Origin of the sequence: Joostella atrarenae (genome assembly GCF_021764745.1) — a bacterium.
GTDB classification, from domain to species: Bacteria; Bacteroidota; Bacteroidia; order Flavobacteriales; family Flavobacteriaceae; genus Galbibacter; species Galbibacter atrarenae.
Genome location: NZ_JAETXX010000003.1, coordinates 241,590 through 264,007, shown reverse-complemented (window position 1 = coordinate 264,007; position 22,418 = coordinate 241,590). Strand labels below are relative to the sequence as shown.

Below are 22,418 nucleotides of genomic sequence, written 5' to 3'. Positions count from 1 at the left end.
ACGACTCTTTTTGTGTATTACAATTTTGAATTAATAAGGCGGTTCCATTTTTCTGCAACCATTACTTCTGGAATAAGTTGCTTAGATTCCTCGATATCAAAAACAACCAAAGTATTAACAATGTTAGCGTTGTTATATAACTCTATATTTACATTTGTATAGGCTGTACTAGTTGTTCTATTTTCATTTTTTCGTTTGATAAATGTTTTACTATTATCAATTTCACCTAAGGGGATTGTTTTTAGTTCCTCTTGTGTATTTGATTTACGGTAATAATATAAAATTTTTTGTTCCTCATCCATTGCAAGGCAAACATCAGAAGTCATTTCATGAACCGAAATGTTACTATTATTTTTCTTAGCTTCCTCTAGAATAGGAATTAATAATTTACGTGATGCTTTTTTTATTTGAATACCTAAAAGCACTAAAGGTACTAAGCAAGCAATAAAAATAATTGCTCCTAGTAGAATTGAAGATGTATCCATCTTTATGTATTTAAATTTATGAAAATGATTGATTCCCCATAGTAAACACAAGGGGTTAATTAGAATTAGAATTTTTCATAAATGTTACAAGAAAGAATGGAATGGATAAATGATTGTCCGGACTGGAAAATTTGTAAGAATCCTATCAATTCCTTGATAGGATAAGTTTAATTTTATAACACTAATTCCTAGAGTTATATGATTTAAAAGTTTAAAATCAAGTTTGTTCAGTTTAACATCAAATTCTGCGTGGGTAACTATGTGGTTAATAGTGTTAAGTATTGCTACCCCTTGGTATTTGACGTTAATTACAATATTTTCAGAAGGACTCTGTTGGAGTGGAAGCTGATCAATCTCAGCTTTTTTGGTATCATTTTTGAGAGGACTTAATTGAATAATTCCTCCAATAATGATTAGTGATATGATCTTCCAAAACTTCATAACAGCAAATGTAAGATTTTAAATACAAAGAACTAAATGATTTACAGTTGTATTTGATTTTTGTTGGATTTGAACGAACAAGAATTTTGAGTAGTTTGTTTTAACGTATTGTAAGGAATGTTAAATCCTTTTTTATTGTAATTTTGAAGGTTGTCATTTTTATAACTAAAGAGGGTGTTAGTTGTATGATAGTTAATTAGTTATATTTAATTTTGTTCAATATAAATTTTATTAAAATGAAAGTTTCATATTTTTTTTCCATGCTTTTACTGGTGATATTATCATCATGTGGCGGAGCAAAGAATAACGCTTCAACTCCAGAGCAAATTACTGCTATTAAAGAGTTGCTTGATAGTAAAGAATATCGTATTGAAAATCAATGGGCAATGCCTACTGTGAGTTCTAGTATGATGAGATTAGCCAATAGTGGTCTTGCAGGCCCGGGTTCTAATGTGCAACGAATAAATCTTATAGGAAATACTAATTACCTTGAAGTTAAAGGGGATTCTGTAAAAGCATACCTGCCTTTTTTTGGCGAAAGACAAATGGGAGGTGGTTATAACTCTGAAGGAGAAGGAATACAGTTTGAGCAAGTGGTTACCGACATGAAAACAGAATATGTGGAAGCTAAAAAACGTTATCTAGTAACATTTTCAGCAAATAATGGTACCGAATCGTTTGATATAAACTTGTTGGTATATCCTAATAATAAAACATCACTTTCTGTTAACAGCTCTCAGAGAGATTTTATTACGTACGACGGTACGATATCTCCGCTTCCAGAAAAGAAAGAATAATAAATAAAAATAACACTTTGTTTATTTATAAAATTGCCTCCTAAGGATATTATTAATATTTAAAGGAGGTTATTTTTTGAAGTCTACATTTCAAAATTGAACCCTTTTTTAGTGAGTTTATTATAAATTTCAGGATCAAATTTATAGAGTTTAGCAGCTCTATGAGAAACATCTTGTTGTTTTTCTTTAAGATCAACCAATAATTTCATCTTAAGTATTTTTCTTCTGAAATTCGGTTTGTCAAGTTCTACATTTAGAATTTCTTGGTATAGCTGCATTAATTGAAGAAGAGTAAACTTTTCTGGTAGTAGATTGAATCCAATTGGTGCATTTCTAACTCTATTTCTAAGATGTTCAAGGCTAAATTCTAAAATTTCGTTATGGTCATATATTAATTCAGGAATCTCTTCCATTTTATACCACTTAGCGTCAGAAGCAGTAGAACCAGCTTTTACATCGTAGTCCTCTTTTTTTATCAACGCATAGTAACCAATTGTTATAACTCTTCCAAGAGGGAAACGTTTTGGGTCGCCAAATGCTTTTAGTTGCTCCAAATAAAGATCCGATATTCCAGTCAATTCTTTAAGTAATCTATGAGCAGCGTTATCAATACCTTCATCTTCTTTAATCCAACCTCCTGGTAAACCCCATTTACCTTTGCTAATCCCTTCTGCGTGCTGAATTAGTAATACTTCTAATTTTCCTTCCTCAAAACTAAAAATAGCACAATCAATTGTAATAGCATTCATTACTTTTTCTTCTACTATTTTACCAGATTCACTGTCAATAAATTTCTTAATCATTTTTTAAAAGGTGATTAGTTCTTAATGCATAAATACAAAATTATTTCTATATGTCATCTTACGTCAAAAATTATTGCTAATTATTTATTTTTATGAGTAAAATTTTGATATAATAAAAATATTTAATTAGTATTGTAGTCAAATTAACTATAAGATATAGTTTAAACGACCATTAATGAGCAATCAAACTAACCAAAAAACTAGTAATGTTTACTTAATTACTGCAGTTGCTAGTCTCGGAGGATTACTTTTCGGGTATGATACGGCAGTAATCTCTGGCGCAGTAGGAGGGTTACGAAACTATTTTGTAGCACCATTATCAGACAACGCCAATTTAGCAACAGAAGCCATAATAGAATTTAAAAGTGTTATAACTATTTGTACACTGGTAATTTTCGCACTGTTTAGTTCTTTTATTTTCAAATTCTTTAAGAAAACAACAGCATTAGCTATCTTAATAGTTTCTTTTATATTAATTGGAGGTTTGCTGTATTCTAATTTTTTATCAATGCCAAATGAATTATCTGAGAATTTAGGAAATTCAATTCTAGGATTTATGGTAAGTAGTGCACTGGTAGGATGTATTATAGGGGCTGCTGTTGGAGATAGAATTGCAAATTCTATAGGTCGAAGGAATGGTTTAATTGTAGCCGCACTTTTATTTATTATATCTGCACTTGGTTCTGCGTATCCAGAAAAATTACCCTTTTTAATGGCAGGAAACCTTACAACTTTTATAATTTATAGAATTATTGGTGGAGTTGGCGTTGGTCTAGCTAGTATGTTAGCGCCATTATATATTGCAGAAATGGCCCCAGCGAATATGAGGGGAAAATTAGTTTCATGTAATCAGCTAGCAATTGTTAGTGGAATGTTGGTGGTTTATTTTGTAAACTATTTTATCATCAAAGGAAAAGAGGATGTATGGGTAGACACAATAGGTTGGAGATATATGTTTTTATCTGAATGTATTCCTGCAACGTTATTTTTCTTCTTGTTAATGATCGTCCCAAAAACACCTCGCTTTCAAGTTTTAAAAGGGAATGAGGAATCCGCTATTTCTGTATTGACAAAATATAATGGTTCTTCAAGAGCTTCAGAGATTTTAGAAGACATAAAAAAATCATTCAACACAAAAAAAGCACCATGGCTCAGCTATGGATGGGGTATAATAATTATAGGACTTTTACTTTCAATTTTTCAGCAATTCGTAGGGATAAATGTGGTCCTTTATTACGCTCCTGAAATTTTTAAAGGGATGGGAATGGAAACAGATGCTTCAATGATGCAAACAATTATTGTAGGAGCTATAAACCTTTTGTTTACTGTAGTAGCCATGTTTACAGTTGATAATTTCGGAAGGAAAAAGTTAATGATTATCGGAAGTATTTTTATGGCAATAAGTATGCTTGGGTTAGGAACTGTTCTATACGCTGATAACAGTGGTATTGCAGCACTGTTACTTATGTTACTTTATATAGCAGCATTTGCAATTTCTTGGGGTCCTGTTACATGGGTTTTGCTTTCTGAGATTTTTCCAAATAAAATTAAAGGTGTAATGGCAGTAGCTGTTGCTGTACAATGGTTAGCAAACCTTGTAGTTTCTTGGACATTCCCAATGATGAATAATAATTCACATTTAAATGAGCTATTTAATCATGGTTTCGCGTATTGGATTTATGGAATTATGGCAGTTTTATCGGCTTTATTTATATGGGAATTTGTTCCTGAGACAAAGGGAAAGACATTAGAAGAAATGGAAAGTATTTGGGAAGCAGATGGCCCTATAGAGTCAAAAATTAATTAAAGTATAGCTATGTTTTTTTTAGGAATAGATTTAGGAAGTTCATCGATAAAGTTATCTGTATTAGATACGGAAACAGAAAAGTGTATTGCATCGATTTCTGTGCCCGATTTTGAGTTAGAAATGAATGCGCCAAAACATGGTTGGGCAGAACAAGATCCAGAGATGTGGTGGCAATATGTAAAAGAGGGAATCTCGAAGTTAAAAACGGAACATAAGATAGCTATATCTAATATTAAGGGAATAGGAATTGCTTATCAAATGCATGGATTGGTTTTAACGGATGAAAATTTAAAGCCTGTTCGATCTTCAATTATTTGGTGTGATAGTAGGGCAGCACCTATTGGAGATGCTATATACAATGAAATAGGGGCGGAAGCTTGCCAAGAGCAAATTCTTGGAAGTCCAGGTAATTTTACGGCTTCAAAATTGAAATGGGTAAAAGATAATCAGCCAGAGATATATGCAAAAGCCAAGTTTATGATGCTTCCTGGAGACTATATAGCTGCTAAACTATCAAGGGTGGCACAAATTAGTACCTCAGGATTGTCAGAAGCAGCTTTATGGAATTTTAAGGAGAATAGATTGGCGACTGAGGTATTGGATGCCATGGAGATTTCAGAAGAAATTATTCCAGAGATCGTTTCAAATTTTGGTAAGCAATCGGTGATAAATAAAGAGGTTGCTTCAGAATTGGGGTTATCTCACGATGTACAAATAAATTATAGAGCGGGAGATCAGCCAAATAATGCTTTGTCTTTAAATGTTTTAAATCCTGGAGAAATTGCTGCAACGGCAGGTACTTCCGCAGTAGTATATGGGGTTAGTGATACTGATGATTACGATGAAAATAATAGAGTTAATACATTTTTACATGTAAATAATACTTCAGAAGAAAAAAGAAATGGAGTAATGGTTTGTATTAATGGTTCAGGAATTCTTTACCAATGGTTAAGAAAAACACTGTCTGAAGATTCGAAAAATCTTATTGATTACGATAGGTTAAACGAATTGGCTTCCAAAAGTGAAATTGGCAGTAAAGGACTCAGGTTTTATCCATTTGGAAATGGAGTAGAGAGAATTTTTAATAATAAACCTGCTATGTCTGGGATAGAAGGATTAAATTTTAATATCCACAAAACACCAGATATAGTTAGAGCTGCCTGTGAAGGAATTGTTTTTGCCTTGAATTATGGATTCGAAATAATGAGGAATGTTGGAGTAGAAGGAAAGGTAGTTAAGGCAGGAAAAGCAAATTTATTTTTGAACCCAGTATTTAGAGAAATCTTTGCAAATACAACAAATACTACTTTAGAATTATACAATACTTCTGGAGCGGAAGGTGCTGCAAGAGGGGCAGCCTATGGTTATGGATATTTTTCTACTCTAGAAGCTGCTTTTAATGGGCTGGAATGTTTAGAACGAATTGAACCAAAACCAGATTTGGTAGCTCAACATCAAGAAGTATATCAAGATTGGAAAAACCATATAAAATAGAATAACAACATTAATAATAAGCAAAAATGAAGTCAACATTTTTTAAGAATATCGAGAAAATTAAGTTTGAAGGAAGAGAAAGTGATAACCCTTTAGCGTTTAAATGGTACGATGAAAATCGTGTTGTAGGAGGAAAAACACTAAAAGAACATTTAAGGTTTGCTACCGCTTATTGGCATACGTTCAATAATAAAGGAGGAGATCCCTTTGGAGCTCCAACCGAAACTTTTGCATGGGATACAAAAGAAGATGCCATTGGAAGAGCAAAAGATAAAATGGATGCTGCTTTTGAGTTTATGGCTAAACTTGGAACACCTTACTATTGTTTTCATGATGTAGATGTTGTAGACGAAGCTCCGACATTAGCTGAATTTGAAAATCGAATTCAAGAAATGGTAGCTTATGCAAAACAAAAGCAAGAAGATACTGGTATAAAACTACTGTGGGGGACTTCTAATTTATTTAGTAATCCTCGATATATGAACGGGGCAGCGACAAATCCAAATTTTGATGTGTTGGCATATGCTGGAGCACAAGCAAAAATAGCTATTGATGCTACTTTAGCTCTTGGTGGTGAAAATTATGTTTTTTGGGGAGGAAGAGAAGGATACATGAGTTTGCTCAATACAGACATGCGTAGAGAGCAAGATCACTTGGCGAATTTTTTGACAATTTGTAAAGATTATGCTAGAAAACAAGGCTTTGAGGGAACTTTTCTAATTGAGCCTAAACCAATGGAGCCTACTAAACACCAATATGACTTTGATGCTGCGACTTCTATCGGATTCATAAATAAATATGGACTTCAAAACGATTTTAAATTAAATATTGAGGTGAATCATGCCACGCTTGCCGGGCATACTTTTGAGCATGAACTTCAGGTAGCGGTAGATAATGGACTCTTAGGAAGTATAGACGCGAATAGGGGAGATTATCAAAATGGATGGGATACAGATCAGTTTCCATTAAACCTTTACGAAATAACAGAAGCGATGTTGGTAATTCTCCAAGGAGGAGGAATCCAAGGAGGAGGAATAAATTTCGATGCAAAAGTTAGAAGAAATTCAACCGATTTAGAAGATAAATTCATCGCTCATATCTCTGGAATGGATGCTTTTGCTCGTGGACTTATTTGTGCTGATCACGTTTTAGAAAATACAGACTATAAAAAATTACGCAAAGAACGTTACCAAAGTTATGATACTGGAAACGGGGCGAAATTTGAAAATAAAGAGCTTTCATTAGAGCAGCTTAGTGAGATAGCGAAGGCTAGTGGGGAGCCTAAACAAATAAGTGGAAAGCAAGAATTATTCGAACAAATTATTTCGAACTCATTTTAAATGGTAAAAGAATTAGATTAGTAGATTTTTATTGATTAGAACGAAAACAGCCAATACAAAAGTATTGGCTGTTTTTATATAAAAAAGATATAATTTTATAAACTAAGCTTACTGGCAGCAGCTTTATCTACCATCCAAGTTACATTTTTACTACCTTTATTTATAAGTTGAGAAGGATATAAATTGCTATTACTTTTTCCTTCTATTACTTCATAAAGTGCATTTGATTTTTTCTCTCCAAAAACTATAAATACAATTTGTTTTGCTTTATTAATTAGCGGAGCTGTAAGTGTAATTCTATACATGTCTTGAGGTGCAAGAAAATAGGCAGCTACTTTCTTTTCTTTTTCCTTAAGAATAACTTCTTGATTTGGGAACAATGAGGCTGTATGGCCATCATCTCCCATTCCTAAAATAATAAGGTCAAATTTATCACCATCTTCTAAATGGTTGTCCAAAATCGTTTCATATTCTTTAGCGTATGCTTCAGGCTCAAAACCTTTTTTCCACATAGGAAACACATTTCCTTCAGGAATAGGAATATTATTTAAGAAGTCTTTAAAAGCAGCTCCAGCATTACTCTTTTCATCATCTAAAGGAACCCAACGTTCGTCTCCCCAAAAAATATATGTTTTATTCCAATCTACTTTATTTTTATAGGTATCTGAAGCTAATAAACGATGCAGTCCCGCTGGAGAGGAACCTCCAGTTAACGCAACTGTAAATTTACCGTTAGCCTCAATTGCTTCTTGAGCTTTTTCAACAAAAAGTGTCGCTAATTTCTGATTTAAATTATCTGTATTTTCAAATACTTTAACCATTGTTATTTTTTATCTTTTGTATGTTTATTTACAGCCCAAACATGTCCGTTTCGAGCAATTAATGCTTCGGCTGTTTCTGGTCCCCAGCTACCTGCAGGATAATCTGGAAAGTCTAAAGAATCTCTATTTTCCCATGCTTCTTGAATGGTTGAGATTACATCCCAAGCTTCCTCAATCTGATCAGATCTCATAAAGAGCGTAGTGTCTCCAACCATAGCATCCAATAATAAAGTCTCGTATGCTTCTGGAGTTTGTTTAGACCCTGTATCATAATCAAAAATCATTTCTGAAGGATTGAGATTCATTTCTAATCCTGTACGTTTTGTCATAAATCTAAGTCTAATATCCATTTGTGGTTGGATATTAATAGTTAGTCTATTTGGCTTGATGCTATCTACTTGTGTAGCAGGAAAAGATGCATGTGGAACAGGTTTAAACTGAATAGTAATAGAAGACGTTTTTTCTTGCATACGCTTACCTGTTCTTAAGTAGAAAGGAACGTTTTGCCATCTCCAATTATCTAAATAGAATTTTATAGCTGCATACGTTTCAGTATTCGATTTTTTATCAACTCCATTTTCATCTCTATATCCAGGAACTTTTTCGCCTTTTATCCAGCCTTCTCCATATTGCCCACGAACAGCATAATGATGTACTTCTTCAGGTTTTATTCTTCGGATGGCTTTTAGAGCGTCGTATTTTCTACTACGAATCTCTTCAGCATCAAAAGATGCAGGTGGCTCCATTGCAACCATACAAAGAATCTGAAGTAAGTGGTTTTGAATCATATCTCTCAATGCACCAGCTCCTTCATAATACCCGCCACGATCTTCTACACCAACTTCTTCGGCAACCGTTATTTGTACAGAATCGATATAGTTTCTATTCCAAAGTGGTTCGAATAAAGTGTTCGCAAAACGGAAAGCGAGGATGTTTTGTACGGTTTCTTTTCCTAAATAGTGATCAATTCTAAAAATCTGTTCTTCATCAAATGTTTTAGTAAGCATTTGATTGAGTTCTACAGCGGAAGCTTTATCATATCCAAAAGGCTTTTCAATAATAATTCTATCTTTAGTTTTATCACATGCCAAGCCAGATCCACTAATATTCTGTGTAGAACTCTCAATAAATCTAGGAGATACAGATAAATAGAACAATCTATTTGCTCTTACACCCCAATCGTCATCACATGCTTCTACTTTTTTTAGAAGTTCCGTATATGATTTTTCGTCATTTATATTTGATGTAAAATAATGAAGAGATTGTTTGAATTTATTCCACTGCTCATCATCTGGAGCACCACTTCTAGAGAAATCAACTAACCCTTCATGTAGGTTTTCTCGATACTCATCGTCACTTAGCTCAGTTCTTCCTAACCCGTAAATGGCGAAATTTTCAGGCATCCAATTTTCAATAAATAAATTGTAAAATGCAGGAATCAGTTTTCTTTTAGCAAGATCTCCAGTACCTCCAAATATAACAATTACTGTAGGGGTTACCTTTTTATTCGTTTTCATATTTTTTTTAATTTACAGAATGTTATTTTTCATCCCATTCTGTGTGGAAAATACCTTCTTTATCTATTCTTTCGTATTTGTGAGCTCCAAAATAATCTCTTTGTGCTTGTATAAGATTGGTTGGTAGCACCTCACTTTTATAGGCATCAAAATAAGATAAGGTAGCACTGAATACAGACATAGGAATTCCTTTATCTATTCCTCTTTTTACTGTTTCTCTCATTGCTTTTTGATGCGGATTCACTTTATCAGAAATTCCTTTATCTAATAATAAATTAGGTAAGGATGCATCTGCTTTATACGCTTTTCTGAAATCTTCAAGAACAGCAGCTCTAATAATACAACCACCGCGCCATATTTTGGCTACTTCATCTAAGTTTAATCCGTAATCAAATTCATTTGAAGCAATAGTTAACTGTGCCATACCTTGAGCATATATCGTAACCATTGCAAAGTAGAAAGCATCTTTAAACTGAGCTACTAAATTTTCTTTGCTAATGTCTTCAGGGTTTCCATTCCAAGAATAAATTTCTGAAGCTTTAATACGTTCTTCTTTATATTTTGAAATATCTCTCATTGTTACTGCAAGATCTATAGATGGTACAGGAGCCTGTATATCCATTGCACTTTGAGAAGTCCATTTCCCTGTTCCTTTTGCTTTTGCAGTATCAGAAATAAGGCTTACCAATCGCTCTCCAGTAATATTATCTTCCTTTTTAAGAATAGCAGCTGTAATTTCTACTAAATAAGATTGTAATTCAGTTTTATTCCAAGCTTCAAAAACTTTCTGTACTTCATCATCTGTAAAGTTATATCCACGTTTTAAAAGGTCGTACGTTTCTGCTAGCAATTGCATAATTGCATATTCAATTCCGTTATGAACCATTTTCACATAGTTTCCAGCGGAACCACGACCAAGGTATGTAACACATGGCTCTCCGTCTACTTTTGCAGCAACAGCTTCAAAAATTGGACGTAGTCTTTCGTAAGCACTCTCATTACCTCCAGGCATCATACTAGGACCAAAACGAGCTCCCTTTTCTCCACCTGAGATTCCCATTCCGAAGAAATGAATTCCTTTATCTGCAAGCTCTTTTACTCTTCTATTGGTATCTTCAAAATAAGAATTACCACCATCTACAACAATATCTCCATCTTCCAAATGTGGTAAAAGACTATCTATTACACTGTCAACAGGCTTACCTGCAGGAACTAGAAGCATAATAGCTCTAGGTTTTTCAATAAGCTGAACAAATTCTTTCGCATCTGTTGTTCCTTTCACGATATGTTTCTCATCAGCTTCATTTTCTAAAGAAGCAGCCTTTTCTGGGTCTAAATCCAAACCAGCTACAGAGAAGCTATGATCTGCCATATTTAACAGCAAATTTCTTCCCATTACTCCTAGACCAACGATACCAAAGTCAAAATTTTTCATATTCAATTTCTATTGTTTATTCTTTTTAAAATTTTCTTTTTCAATAGCTAAAACTTTATTTAGCCTTCTTTTAAAACGCTCTTCATCTTGGAATTCGGCTTTGATAAAAGTTTCGGTAAGTTCCCAGATTAGAGAAACACCAATAACTCTACCACCTAAACACATTAAATTCATATCATCATGTTCTACACCTTGATGGGCAGAATAGTTTTCTGTAATTAATGTTGCGCGAACACCCGCAAACTTGTTGGCAGCTATAGAAACGCCAACTCCGCTTCCGCAGATAGCAATCCCTTTTTTTATTCTTCCTTCTGAAATAGCTAAGGCTAATGGAATGATTATATCTGAATAATCATCTGTAGCATTATAAGTATGCGCTCCAAAATCTTCAAATTCGTAATTATATTTAGTAAGAAGTTTTTTTAATTCTTCTTTTACTTCAAATCCTGCATGATCTGCTGCGATACCTATTTTCACCTAAGTTTTATTTTCTGCTATGAAAATATAAAATTAAGTATTTCTGAATGATTAAGGCAATTTTATTTACTTATATAACGATAGTTTAATTAAATAGTAATATGCACACAAATATTAAAGGTTTATTATAATGATTACATCAATTTTACTTGATGGTGCTTATTTAATATAATTGTATTTTTGGTTATCATATATAATTTTAGATGTCGAAAAAACATAATTATACAGCTGTAATTAAATGGATCGGAAATAAAGGAAACGGGACTACTGATTATAAATCTTACGAGCGAAGCCATTCCATTTCAGTAAAAAATAAAACAACAATTATGGCTTCATCAGATCCTGCATTTCGAGGAGATAAGGAGAAACATAATCCTGAAGATTTATTTTTATCGTCTTTAGCGAGTTGCCATATGTTATGGTATTTACATTTTTGCGCAACCGCTGGAGTTGTGGTGTTAGATTATGTAGATGAAGCTACTGGAATAATGGAGGAGGAAGTAGGCGGGAAGGGGAAGTTTACACTAGTTACATTAAACCCTAAAATAGTGGTAGCTGATCTTTCTATGAAAGAAAAAGCTATAAAACTGCATCATAAAGCTAATGAATACTGTTTTATAGCTAATTCCTGTAATTTTTCGATTCTCCATAAACCTGTAATAACGGTTTTAGGAGAATAATTTATTTAGATAGCATCTCTGGAGTTGCTACGGTTCTAAAACCTAAGTGTTCTTGACCAGAATCTATTGCAGTAGCCATTCTCGCTGATATTCTGTAACTCGCACAGTAGGTGTCGCTACATAAAAAAGAACCTCCTTTTATAACTTTTTCTCTTGCATAAGGATTGTTTGGATTGTAAGGCTCGGTCGCACCTTTAGGATTGTTTACTTCGCCTTTATCTAAAACCTGACTGTAATAATTAACATTATACCAATCTTGTGTCCATTCCCATACATTTCCACTTATTTCATATAAACCATAAGAGTTAGGAGGGAAAGATTTTACAGGAGCTTTATTTTCAAATCCATCTACTTCTGTGTTTTCAGTAGGAAATTCTCCTGTCCAAGTATTTGCATTTTTTGTTAGTTTGCTATCGTCGTCTCCCCAAGTGTACATTTTATCATGGAGGCCTCCATTTGCTGCAAACTCCCATTCTGCTTCTGTAGGAAGTCTTCTTCCTGCCCATTCACAGTAAGCCACTGCGTCTTCATATGCAATATGTACTACTGGGTAATCATCTTTACCTTCAATAGAGCTGTCTGGTCCTTTTGGATGTTTCCAATCGGCTCCAATTTTCCATTCCCACCATTGAGAAAAGTCATATAAATTAGGAACGCTGTTCTTAGTTTTCTTAAAAAGTAGAGACCCAGGGCGTAATACAGAATCATGCGGTCTAGGTGTTCCTGGAGGGACTTGCTTTTTTATTTCTTCCCATTCTATAGGTCTTTCAGCAACAGTAACATATCCTGTTTCTTTAATAAACTTAGCGAACTCTTTGTTAGTTACTTCTGTTTCGTCCATAAAAAAACCATTTACAGAAACAGGGTGTGCAGGGTTTTCATGTTTCAGTGCAAATTTATCATTCGCTCTTGCTCCTTGAGTGTAACTTCCTCCTGGAATCCAAACCATTCCTTTTGGGGCTTTTATGTCTGAGGGTTTTTCTGAAGTTTTAGTATTAGCTGCGTTATCTTTATCAGCTTCAGAGGAGGTGTTTTTATTTTCTTTGCATTGTATTAAAAGAATTCCAATAGAAATAATGGAGAGGAAACGAAATAACTTCATTCTATATTTTTTAAGTTGAATAGCTTCAAATTTACAAAAGTCTTTTTAAAAAATAGAAGTTTATTTTTATGATAATGTTGCGTGAAAAATTAATGAGAAGATGATTGCAAAAAATAAAAAAACCAGAACAGATGTTCTGGTTTTTGTTGTAGCGAGATCGGGAATTGAACCCGAGACCTCCGGGTTATGAATTTTGAGCAGTATATATCATAATAATATAAATACCTTTAAAATCAATTGTTTAAGGTTCTTTTAATTTTGTTTAGTATTAATTAAAAGCAAATGAAATCAAAGAATGTTTTAGCTATGTTTTAGCAAAGGATAATTATTAAGTATCGTACTTTTATTTAAATATCAATTACTTATGTCATCAATAACTCCATTTTTAATTAAGAGATCTAATTCTAAAAATCTTCATCCTATAGCCATAAGGATTATTAAGGATAGGAAACCCTCGTACATATATATTGGTCAGACAATAAGATTAAATCAATGGGATGTTAAAAATTGTAGAGTTAAGAAATCACATCCAGATTGTTTAGAAATAAATCAACTTATAATTACAAAGCTATCAAAAGTCAATAAAAGCTTAATAAATAAAGACAACCTAAACTTTGATGAGTTAAATATTGATTTAATTAAAGAATTTGAACTTTATTTAGAACAAAAAAGGAATATAGTGGCTAGAACAATTGCAAATTATATGATTACATTAAGAACAATCTATAATTTAGCTATTTCTAAGTCCATAGTAAACGCTCAAAATTATCCGTTTGGAAAGGGAAAACACCAAATAAAATTTCCTGAATCCAGAAAGGTAGGGTTGAATATTCAAGAAATTAAATTGCTTGAAAATATAAAAGGATTAAGTGAAGCTCAGGAGTATGCCTTAAATGTATGGTTGCTTAGTTTTTATTTTGCAGGGATTAGGGTTAGTGATGTGCTTAAATTAAAATGGAGTGATTTTTATGATGGTAAATTGCATTATAGAATGGGGAAGAATTCTAAGTTAGTTACCCTATCTGTACCTGATAAGGTTTTAAAAATTATGATAAAATTGGAAAGAACAGAAACTTCAATTTATTTATTTAAAGAATTAGAAGGGGTAAATTTAAATGACGATAAACTATTACGTACAAGAATTAAAACAGCAACAAGAAATTTTAATAGAAGATTGGAAACAGTTGCTGAAATAGTTGGTATTGATAAGAAAATAAGTATGCATATAGCGCGCCATAGTTTTGGTAATATATCTGGAGATAAAATTCCTATACAAATGCTTCAAAAGCTTTACAGACATTCATCTGTAACAACTACCATTTTATATCAGGCTAATTTTATGCAAAAAGATACAGCTGAGGCCTTAGAAAAGGTGATTAATTTTTAGATAGATTAGAAAACGGGATTAGGTTAAAAATAACCAAATCCTGAAATTTTGAATTAATATACGTTTTTGAATGGTGTTTCTAAACCTTAATAAACTTACTTATGATTGGCTTTAGCATGACTTAATTCTACAGATTTTAGTTATACTAAGATGATAGGTTTTGAATTTTTCTTGTAATATCTAAAATGACAACACCTAAGCTTTCTCAAGCACAGTTTAGTCTAATGAAGGGTACAGGACTCTTTAACTATCTCTATATTATAATTTCTGAGTATTATTAACCAAATAAACTAAATTTTATGAAGACAAAATTATACAAAACTCAATCATTGATATTATTTTAAAATCAAGTGTTTATTGTGTTTATTTTGCTAATATACACCTAGCCTCATTATTGTTTAGAAGTTGTTTTTCCCAAATGGAATGGCTTCCTAAGAGTGTAAGTGACAGGAAATGGTTGGATTGTAATTACTTGTATTACTTGTATTACTTGGGTAGTTTGCGGTGCGCAACAAAATTTATACAATAGGCTTCATTTTTTTCATTCCTTTTTAGCAGTATAATATATTTTGCTCTAACTAAAACCAATTAAACTTTATAATTATAAAACAAGAATAATATCAATTTTTAAGAGTATCTACTTGATACTTACTTTTTCTCAAAATACAGCAAACGTTGTTGTTCAAACTCAAACTTCCGCACGACTAGGTGAAACAATCAAGGTTATGGTGCATTATAGAATTGGTTTTTTTACAAAGCGCTTGATGCAGATAAAATTCGACATAAAATATTTTAGGGGAGGAAGTTCGCTTTTTAAACAATGCAATAATTTAAAATCAATTAACGTGTCAGGATTAGATAACGGGTTATATATATTAAAAATGGATAAAAATAGTCATATATGATTTTTTGTTTTAGAAATATATTAATAATCTTTTTAGGGATAGTATTACTGTTTTCATGTAAGAACGAGTCAAAAAGGCCTAAAGAGGGAGTTCTTCAGGTAGTAGAAATTTCAGATTATCAATATTCATTGGAAAAACTAAGAGAAGAATTTATAAAGTTGAAATTTGGTATGTTCATCCATTTTAATATGGGGACTTATTATGAGATTGAATGGGTGGATTCGGGCAAAGACCCAGCATCTTTTAACCCTAAAAAGTTAGATGCAGGTCAATGGGCAGATGCTGCTAAATCTGCTAAAATGAAATATGCTGTTTTAACAACAAAGCATCATGATGGATTTTGTTTATGGGATACGGAAACTACAGATTATGATGTTGCTTCTACACCTCTAAAGGGAAGAGATATAATAAAAGAGTATGTTGATGAATTTAGAAAAAGAGATATAGAACCACACTTCTACTTTTCTATTTGGGATAGAACTCTTGGTATTGAGGATACGATTACTAGTCAAGATATAGTTTTAATAAAAAAACAGTTAAAAGAATTATTGACAAACTTTGGTGAGATTCCAACATTAACTATTGATGGTTGGGGCAATTGTGGCACGGTTTGGAATAGAGCTGACTATGATGAAATTGTTGGTTATATAAAGTCATTGCAGCCAGGAATAATGGTAACGGACCATTACCAAGTACAGCGTGTTTTTAATAGAGATAGAGGTGGTAAAGGATATCAAATGGATCCCGACAGTAGAGAGTATATTACACTTAAAGAAGCTTACGAAATAAATGACTTTCTTCATTTTGAGGAGCCGCTTGGAGATTGGGCCTGGGCTCCAGAGGACAATACTTATGCCTCGCACCAAGGGCCGACCATACAGAGTAAGTGGTTTTGGAAAGAAAGTTTCCCGACAGAAGAGTTGATGTCTGTAGATGAAATTGTTAATGGACATTTAAAAGTTCTGGGTAAGAGAAACTGTAACTTATTGCTAAACGTGGCTCCAAATACAAACGGTTTACTGGATGAAAATGTAGTACAAAGATTAAAAGAAGTTGGAAAAGTTTATACACCTTAATAGATTATGAAATACCTAAAAAAAATTGGTGTTATTTTTATTGTTGTTTTTACAATAGTAATTGTTGCCAATAAAGAACAAAAAACGCAAGCACAAATACCAACTGTTGAGAAACCAAATGTTTTAATCATTTTTATTGATGATTTAAGACCAGAATTAAATTGTTTTGGAAAGTCACACATTAAATCTCCAAATATAGACGCCCTAGCAAACAATAGTATGGTATTTACTAATGCCTATGCATCTGTACCTGTATGTGGAGCATCAAGAGCAAGTATATTAACAGGGCTACACCCTACATATACAAGATTTGTAGATTATGGTGCTCGTGTTGATGAAGATGCTCCCAATAGTGTAACGATGCCAGAACACTTTAAGAATAATGGCTATTACACTTGTTCTATTGGGAAGATTTTTCATCATCCCGATGATGCCTTAGAGGGATGGAGTGAAATGCCTTGTAGACCAGATTATCCCAATACCTTAAAGCAACAGGAATTATGGAGAGATTATCAATCAGAAGAAAATGAGTATACCAAAAAGACCAATTTACCATTAGGAGCAGCAGGTCCCGCATGGGAAAGTGCTAACGTTTCAGATGACGCATATTATGATGGTAAAACTGCAGCTATAGCCGTAGAGAAGATTAACTTGCTGGCTAAGTCTAATAAGCCTTTCTTATTAGGAGTAGGTTTCATAAGACCTCACTTGCCTTTTAATGCTCCTAAAAAATATTGGGATATGTATAATGAAGAAGAAATTGACTTAGCGGAAAATGATTTTTTTCCTTTAGACGCTCCTGTAGAAGCAAAGCATAATTATGGAGAATTGCGCAGTTATACCAATATAAGCAACGATACAATACCAATACCAGCCTCTCAGGCTAAAAAGTTAAGGCATGGTTATTACGCATCGGTTAGTTATGTAGACGCACAGATAGGTGAAATTATAAGGACATTAAAAGAAAACAATCTTTATGATAATACTATTGTTTTATTGTCTGGCGATCATGGATGGAATTTGGGAGAGCATGCTTTATGGTGTAAGCAATCGTGTTTTACCAATGCTTTAATTACTCCGTTAATTGTAAAAAAAGTTAATGAAACTAAAGGTAGACGAACCACTTCTCTAATTAGTATGTTGGATATTTACCCAACACTATGTGAATTAACCAATGTAAAAGAACCAGAACACCTAGATGGTAATAGCTTTGCAGAAATTTTAAATTCTCCTAATCATATAATTAACAAATATGTATATGCAAGGTTTCATAACGCCGAAACTATAAAATCAAAACAATTTAGCTATACCCAATACTTAGATAGTGAAGGAAGATTTATTTCCGATATGCTTTATGACAATTTATCAGACCCTCAAGAGAATATAAATCTTGCACATAAAAAAGAGTTTAAAACAATTGTTGAAGATTTAAAATCAACCTTAAATAAGCATATAAATATAAGAGGCTAATAGTGAAAAACTTAATTGTAATCAATATGTTTTTTTGAAATACTAGGTTGTTTCTATACCAAGCGTAGAGGTCTTGCTTTAATCCCAGGTTAACGTTTAACTTGGTTTTTTTTATCAATGTCCTTGATTATGGAAAGTCCAATTAAATTCAACGACTCAAACCAGATTTGCATCAAAAGTATTATTAAGTGCTTCAGGGTTGTTATTGTTACTCGGTGGTGGCAGAGTAATTTTGTGAGCACAATTAATGTAAAAATCTAATTTTTGATATAATGAATAAAATATTTAAGGGCACTGTTCTTTTTGCGCTTTCAATGATGGTTCAAAAAAAAGTAATGGCTCAGTCTGAGTTTGAGTATAAGTTTCAGTACACAAATTTATCTTTTGAAGAGCGAACCAAAGATTTGGTTTCACATATGACTATTGAAGAAAAAATAGCTCAATTGAGTCATTTAGCTCCTGGAATAGAAAGATTAGGGGTTGTTTCTTATGGTGCAAGCAATAACAGGCCTATGGCAGAGGGAGAGTATCAGTTTGGTAACGATTATGATTCTTATATAAATAACAATCCTGAAGAAGATTTAACGAATGAAACCACTATTTGTCTTGATGGAGGATATTGGAATGAGGCTTTACATGGTTTAGCTAGGTCCGGTAACGCTACGGTTTTTCCACAAATTATAGGGTTGGGAAGTACATGGAACCCAAGATTGGTTAAAGAAATTTCTACAGCCATTTCGGATGAAGCGAGAATACATCATAATGTTTATGGGAAAAAGCTAACTTATTGGTCACCAACAATTAATATGCTTCGTGACCCACGTTGGGGGAGAACAGAGGAGTCTTATACGGAAGATCCATATTTGCAATCTAAAATGGCAGTAGCTTTTATAGACGGATTACAAGGTGAAGGTTCAAAATATTTAAAAACAGTAGCGACTGCAAAGCATTTTGTAGCTAATAACAGTGAAATTAATAGACATGATGGTTCATCAAATGTGCCCGAAAGGCAGCTAAGAGAATATTATTTCCCAGCTTTTAAGGCTGCGGTACAAGAAGGAGGAGTTGGTTCTGTGATGAGTGCTTATAATGCTGTTAATAATGTTCCAGCGAGTGCAAATAGTTGGCTTTTGAATGATGTGTTAAGGAAAGAATGGGGTTTTGATGGTTTTGTAGTTTCTGATTGTGGTGCTATTAGCGATATTATAAATACACATAAATATGAAGAAGATAGAGAAAAGGCAGTTGCATTAGCGGTCATTGCTGGTACCGACATGGAATGTGAAACTTGTGAAACAGAGCAATTTTTATATGATAAATATTTACCTAATGCATATAAAAAAGGGTATATAACAGAAAAACAGATAGATAAAGCAGTTGAGCGCATATTTAAAAAGAGATTTCAGTTAGGGGAGTTTGATAATAATGAGAAGGTACCTTTTTATAAAATTCCTGTAACCAAGTTAGATAGCAAAGAAAATAGGGATTTATCCTTAAGAGCAGCAAGAGAATCAATAGTATTGCTTAAAAATGAAAATAACACCTTACCGCTTGATAAAAATGCTTTAAAAAGCATTGCTGTTATTGGGCCTAACGCAGATTTTGCTGAAATGGGAGGGTATTCTGGTGAGCCTAGTTTTAAAGTTACCACGTTTTCTGGTATAAGGGAAAAAGTAGGGTATGATAAAACTAATTATCAGCCAGGATGTAGAATAAATGAAGCTTACCCAACAGGATTTGAGAGAGCGGTAAAAGCAGCTAAAGACGCAGAAGTTGCAGTAGTCGTTTTGGGTACAAACTTACATTTGGCTAAAGAAGGCTTGGATCGTTCAACCTTAAATTTACCAGAAGTGCAAATGGAATTGTTGAAAAAGGTGTATGCTGTAAATAAAAATACAGTTTTAGTACTTTTAAATGGAACACCTTTAAGTGAACCTTGGGCATTTAAAAACATCCCAAGTATTATAGAGGCATGGTATCCTGGGCAATTGGGAGGGATAGCTATTGCAGATGTATTGTTTGGTGATTATAACCCATCAGGAAAACTTCCGGTTACTTTTTATAAGAATGTAAACCAGTTGCCAGATATTACAGATTACGACATTACTAAAGGAAGAACTTATTGGTATTTTAAAGGCGAGGTGGCTTATCCTTTTGGGCATGGGCTGAGCTACTCTTCATTTGAGTATGCTGATTTGAATTTGAATTCTAAAATAAAGTTTAAGGACGATAATGTTTTAAAAGTTCAGTTAAACGTTTCCAATACAGGAAACTTTTCTGGAGATGAGGTTGTACAACTCTATATAAAAGATGTGAAATCTAAATTTGTACAGCCTACCCAAAAGCTTCGTGAGTTTAAAAGAGTATATATTAAAAAAGGAGAAACAGTTACTTTAAAATTTGAGTTGGATAAAGATGATTTTTCATTTTGGAATCCAAACAAGAGAAAGTGGGAGATAGAAAAAGGTGATTTTGAAATTTTAATAGGTAGTTCTTCTCAAGATATTAGAGTTTCTAAAACTGTTAGTGTAAAGCAATTAAAGTAATTATTATGACGTATAAGTGTTTATTTTTTGGAGTAGTTCTGCTGCTTTTCAGTATGCCTATGCTACCCCAAACCAATAACAAGACACAAATGCCCAATATACTTTTAATAGTCACCGATGATCAAGGGTATGGTGATATGTCTTGCCACGGTAATCCATGGTTAAAAACACCTAATATAGATAAGTTATATCAAGAGAGTACCCGTTTAACAGATTTTCATGTAAGTCCTACATGTTCACCAACGCGTGCAGCGTTATTAACTGGGCATTACGCTAACCGTACTGGTGTGTGGCATACGGTAGGAGGTAGGTCACTTTTGAGAGAAAATGAAATAACTATAGCGGAGGTACTCAGAAAAGAAGGCTATAAAACAGGAATTTTTGGAAAGTGGCATTTAGGGGATAATATCCCTTTTAGACCACAAGACAGAGGGTTTGATGAAGTTTTAGTTCATGGTGGTGGCGGTGTAGGACAGCAGCCTGATTTTTGGAATAATAATTATTATAATGATACTTATTTTCACAATGGAAAACCAGAAAAGTATAATGGGTATTGTACTGATGTTTGGTTTGAAAGTGCCACTAAATTCATCAAAGAAAAATCAGATACCAAAGAGCCATTTTTCTGTTATGTTTCAACTAATGCTCCTCACAGTCCACATTATGTAGAAAATAAGTATAGCGATAAATACCAAGATAATGATAGTATTGTAGACCCTTTTTATTATGGAATGATTGATAATCTAGATTATAATATTGGGAATATGATGAGGTCATTAGACTCGTTGGGAATTGAGGATAATACAATCGTAATATTTATGTCTGATAACGGAACAACCAATCATGCAGGCTTAGTATTAGATGAATGGGATGGTTATGTTGTTAAAGGTTACAATGCAGGTATGCGAGGCAGTAAGGTGAGCATGTATGAGGGTGGGCATAGAGTTCCTTTCTTTATACGTTGGCCAAATGGTGGAGTAAAGCCTGGCCGAGATATTGACGCTCTAACGGCTCATGTAGATGTTTTTCCTACTTTATTAGAAATGCTTTCAATTAAAAATGAAAAGCATATTAAGTTCGATGGTGAAAGCCTTTGGGATCTGATTGGAGGAAGAACGGATACTATGCGAAAACGAACTTTAATTACAGATTCTCAACGCCTTGAGTATCCAGAGAAATGGAGGAGAAGTGCAACAATGCAAAACAAATGGAGGTTGATAAATGGGAAAGAGTTATATGATTTAAACACAGACCCTGAGCAAAGAATAGATATAGCTAATAAGTACCCTGAAAAAGTAAAAGAACTGAGAGATGAATATGAAAAATGGTGGTTGGATATTAAACCTGATTTGAGTGGATATCCTGCTATTTATCTAGGAACCAAAGAAGAACCTGAAACCATTATTAATACTATGGATTTACATCCTGATGAGAATTTTCCTGAAGTACCATGGCATCAAAGGCATATTCGTATTCCTGTAAAAATTACAGGGTGGTATGCCACAAAATTTATGGAAACAGGTAGGTATCGTTTTAAACTTTATAGATGGCCACCAGAAGAGCAGAAGGCTTTGTTTAGTAAGATGCCGGCATATCCGGGGGTTTTGAACACTAATATTCCAGAATTAGTGAAAGGAGAAAGTATTGATATAAAAAAAGCTCAAGTTTCGGTAGATGGAAAAGAAGTTACTGTAGATATAAATAAAGATAAAAGTTATGTTGCTATAGAATTGTCGGTAAATAAAGGTTTTCACAAGTTAAGAACAGATTTTATAGATGATAAGGAGAAATTATTTTCTGCTTATTATGTAGGGATAGAAAAAATAAATTAAAAA

At 33.2% G+C, this 22,418-nt stretch carries 18 protein-coding genes; 10 read left to right on the top strand and 8 right to left on the bottom strand.

Annotated elements, in window-relative coordinates; genetic code table 11:
• Positions 1 to 17: 17 nt before the first annotated feature.
• Positions 18 to 485 (bottom strand): hypothetical protein, encoded by a 468-nt coding sequence (locus JM658_RS07840; RefSeq protein ID WP_236958700.1) that lies wholly within the window; start codon positions 483 to 485, stop codon positions 18 to 20.
• Between the two features lie 84 nt (positions 486 to 569).
• Positions 570 to 926, bottom strand: a complete 357-nt coding sequence (locus JM658_RS07835; protein ID WP_236958699.1) for a hypothetical protein — start codon at positions 924 to 926, stop codon at positions 570 to 572.
• A gap of 236 nt (positions 927 to 1,162) precedes the next feature.
• On the opposite strand from JM658_RS07835, the gene JM658_RS07830 reads away from it, so the two are divergent.
• Positions 1,163 to 1,723, top strand: coding sequence for a DUF4251 domain-containing protein (locus tag JM658_RS07830; RefSeq protein WP_236958698.1), 561 nt, complete (start codon positions 1,163 to 1,165; stop codon positions 1,721 to 1,723).
• Between the two features lie 83 nt (positions 1,724 to 1,806).
• Here the strand turns inward: JM658_RS07830 and JM658_RS07825 are convergent, their stop codons facing one another.
• Positions 1,807 to 2,526 carry an NUDIX hydrolase gene (locus JM658_RS07825; RefSeq protein ID WP_236958697.1) on the bottom strand — a complete coding sequence of 240 codons (720 nt, stop codon included), beginning with the start codon at positions 2,524 to 2,526 and terminating at the stop codon, positions 1,807 to 1,809.
• A gap of 175 nt (positions 2,527 to 2,701) precedes the next feature.
• Here JM658_RS07825 and xylE point away from each other — a divergent pair, with 175 nt between their 5' ends.
• From xylE to xylA, 3 genes are read left to right on the top strand one after another with little or no spacing between them, the layout of a single operon-like run.
• Positions 2,702 to 4,333, top strand: a complete 1,632-nt coding sequence (gene xylE, locus JM658_RS07820; protein WP_236958696.1) for a D-xylose transporter XylE — start codon at positions 2,702 to 2,704, stop codon at positions 4,331 to 4,333.
• Between the two features lie 9 nt (positions 4,334 to 4,342).
• Positions 4,343 to 5,827, top strand: coding sequence for a xylulokinase (locus JM658_RS07815; protein ID WP_236958695.1), 1,485 nt, complete (start codon positions 4,343 to 4,345; stop codon positions 5,825 to 5,827).
• A 26-nt stretch (positions 5,828 to 5,853) separates the two neighbouring features.
• A complete protein-coding gene (xylA, locus tag JM658_RS07810) occupies positions 5,854 to 7,167 on the top strand; it encodes a xylose isomerase (RefSeq protein ID WP_236958694.1) in 1,314 nt (437 codons plus the stop codon).
• A gap of 95 nt (positions 7,168 to 7,262) precedes the next feature.
• On the opposite strand, the gene pgl is transcribed toward xylA, so the two are convergent.
• From pgl to JM658_RS07790, 4 genes are read right to left on the bottom strand one after another with little or no spacing between them, the layout of a single operon-like run.
• Entirely contained in the window at positions 7,263 to 7,988 is a 726-nt protein-coding gene (gene pgl, locus JM658_RS07805; protein WP_236958693.1) for a 6-phosphogluconolactonase, read from the bottom strand.
• Positions 7,989 to 7,990: 2 nt separating this feature from the next.
• On the bottom strand, positions 7,991 to 9,505 hold the full coding sequence (zwf, locus tag JM658_RS07800; protein ID WP_236958692.1) for a glucose-6-phosphate dehydrogenase: 1,515 nt from the start codon (positions 9,503 to 9,505) through the stop codon (positions 7,991 to 7,993).
• Positions 9,506 to 9,527: 22 nt separating this feature from the next.
• Positions 9,528 to 10,940 carry an NADP-dependent phosphogluconate dehydrogenase gene (gene gndA / locus JM658_RS07795; protein ID WP_236958691.1) on the bottom strand — a complete coding sequence of 471 codons (1,413 nt, stop codon included), beginning with the start codon at positions 10,938 to 10,940 and terminating at the stop codon, positions 9,528 to 9,530.
• 9 nt (positions 10,941 to 10,949) lie between these two features.
• Positions 10,950 to 11,417, bottom strand: a complete 468-nt coding sequence (locus JM658_RS07790) for an RpiB/LacA/LacB family sugar-phosphate isomerase (protein ID WP_236958690.1) — start codon at positions 11,415 to 11,417, stop codon at positions 10,950 to 10,952.
• A gap of 203 nt (positions 11,418 to 11,620) precedes the next feature.
• Between JM658_RS07790 and JM658_RS07785 the strand changes: the two genes are divergently transcribed.
• Complete coding sequence (locus tag JM658_RS07785) at positions 11,621 to 12,097, top strand: OsmC family protein (RefSeq protein ID WP_236958689.1); 477 nt, start codon at positions 11,621 to 11,623, stop codon at positions 12,095 to 12,097.
• A 1-nt stretch (position 12,098) separates the two neighbouring features.
• On the opposite strand, the gene JM658_RS07780 is transcribed toward JM658_RS07785, so the two are convergent.
• Entirely contained in the window at positions 12,099 to 13,199 is a 1,101-nt protein-coding gene (locus tag JM658_RS07780; protein ID WP_236958688.1) for a formylglycine-generating enzyme family protein, read from the bottom strand.
• A 364-nt stretch (positions 13,200 to 13,563) separates the two neighbouring features.
• Between JM658_RS07780 and JM658_RS07775 the strand changes: the two genes are divergently transcribed.
• The 5 genes from JM658_RS07775 to JM658_RS07755 all read left to right on the top strand — a co-directional run bounded on the left by JM658_RS07775 (position 13,564) and on the right by JM658_RS07755 (position 22,415).
• Complete coding sequence (locus JM658_RS07775; protein WP_236958687.1) at positions 13,564 to 14,586, top strand: site-specific integrase; 1,023 nt, start codon at positions 13,564 to 13,566, stop codon at positions 14,584 to 14,586.
• Positions 14,587 to 15,487: 901 nt separating this feature from the next.
• Positions 15,488 to 16,567 (top strand): alpha-L-fucosidase, encoded by a 1,080-nt coding sequence (locus JM658_RS07770; RefSeq protein ID WP_236958686.1) that lies wholly within the window; start codon positions 15,488 to 15,490, stop codon positions 16,565 to 16,567.
• A gap of 6 nt (positions 16,568 to 16,573) precedes the next feature.
• Positions 16,574 to 18,037, top strand: coding sequence for a sulfatase (locus JM658_RS07765; RefSeq protein ID WP_236958685.1), 1,464 nt, complete (start codon positions 16,574 to 16,576; stop codon positions 18,035 to 18,037).
• Positions 18,038 to 18,309: 272 nt separating this feature from the next.
• Positions 18,310 to 20,583 carry a glycoside hydrolase family 3 C-terminal domain-containing protein gene (locus JM658_RS07760; RefSeq protein ID WP_236958684.1) on the top strand — a complete coding sequence of 758 codons (2,274 nt, stop codon included), beginning with the start codon at positions 18,310 to 18,312 and terminating at the stop codon, positions 20,581 to 20,583.
• A gap of 89 nt (positions 20,584 to 20,672) precedes the next feature.
• Entirely contained in the window at positions 20,673 to 22,415 is a 1,743-nt protein-coding gene (locus JM658_RS07755) for an arylsulfatase (protein WP_236958683.1), read from the top strand.
• Positions 22,416 to 22,418: the final 3 nt, after the last annotated feature.

Coding starts and splice junctions, on each gene's coding strand:
- JM658_RS07840 (WP_236958700.1), bottom strand. CDS start 485: ATGGATACATCTTCAATTCTACTAGGAGCAATTATTTTTATTGCTTGC.
- xylE (WP_236958696.1), top strand. CDS start 2,702: ATGAGCAATCAAACTAACCAAAAAACTAGTAATGTTTACTTAATTACT.
- JM658_RS07815 (WP_236958695.1), top strand. CDS start 4,343: ATGTTTTTTTTAGGAATAGATTTAGGAAGTTCATCGATAAAGTTATCT.
- JM658_RS07835 (WP_236958699.1), bottom strand. CDS start 926: ATGAAGTTTTGGAAGATCATATCACTAATCATTATTGGAGGAATTATT.
- JM658_RS07830 (WP_236958698.1), top strand. CDS start 1,163: ATGAAAGTTTCATATTTTTTTTCCATGCTTTTACTGGTGATATTATCA.
- JM658_RS07780 (WP_236958688.1), bottom strand. CDS start 13,199: ATGAAGTTATTTCGTTTCCTCTCCATTATTTCTATTGGAATTCTTTTA.
- JM658_RS07765 (WP_236958685.1), top strand. CDS start 16,574: ATGAAATACCTAAAAAAAATTGGTGTTATTTTTATTGTTGTTTTTACA.
- JM658_RS07770 (WP_236958686.1), top strand. CDS start 15,488: ATGATTTTTTGTTTTAGAAATATATTAATAATCTTTTTAGGGATAGTA.
- JM658_RS07785 (WP_236958689.1), top strand. CDS start 11,621: ATGTCGAAAAAACATAATTATACAGCTGTAATTAAATGGATCGGAAAT.
- gndA (WP_236958691.1), bottom strand. CDS start 10,940: ATGAAAAATTTTGACTTTGGTATCGTTGGTCTAGGAGTAATGGGAAGA.
- pgl (WP_236958693.1), bottom strand. CDS start 7,988: ATGGTTAAAGTATTTGAAAATACAGATAATTTAAATCAGAAATTAGCG.
- JM658_RS07825 (WP_236958697.1), bottom strand. CDS start 2,526: ATGATTAAGAAATTTATTGACAGTGAATCTGGTAAAATAGTAGAAGAA.
- xylA (WP_236958694.1), top strand. CDS start 5,854: ATGAAGTCAACATTTTTTAAGAATATCGAGAAAATTAAGTTTGAAGGA.
- JM658_RS07775 (WP_236958687.1), top strand. CDS start 13,564: ATGTCATCAATAACTCCATTTTTAATTAAGAGATCTAATTCTAAAAAT.
- JM658_RS07760 (WP_236958684.1), top strand. CDS start 18,310: ATGAATAAAATATTTAAGGGCACTGTTCTTTTTGCGCTTTCAATGATG.
- JM658_RS07755 (WP_236958683.1), top strand. CDS start 20,673: ATGCCCAATATACTTTTAATAGTCACCGATGATCAAGGGTATGGTGAT.
- zwf (WP_236958692.1), bottom strand. CDS start 9,505: ATGAAAACGAATAAAAAGGTAACCCCTACAGTAATTGTTATATTTGGA.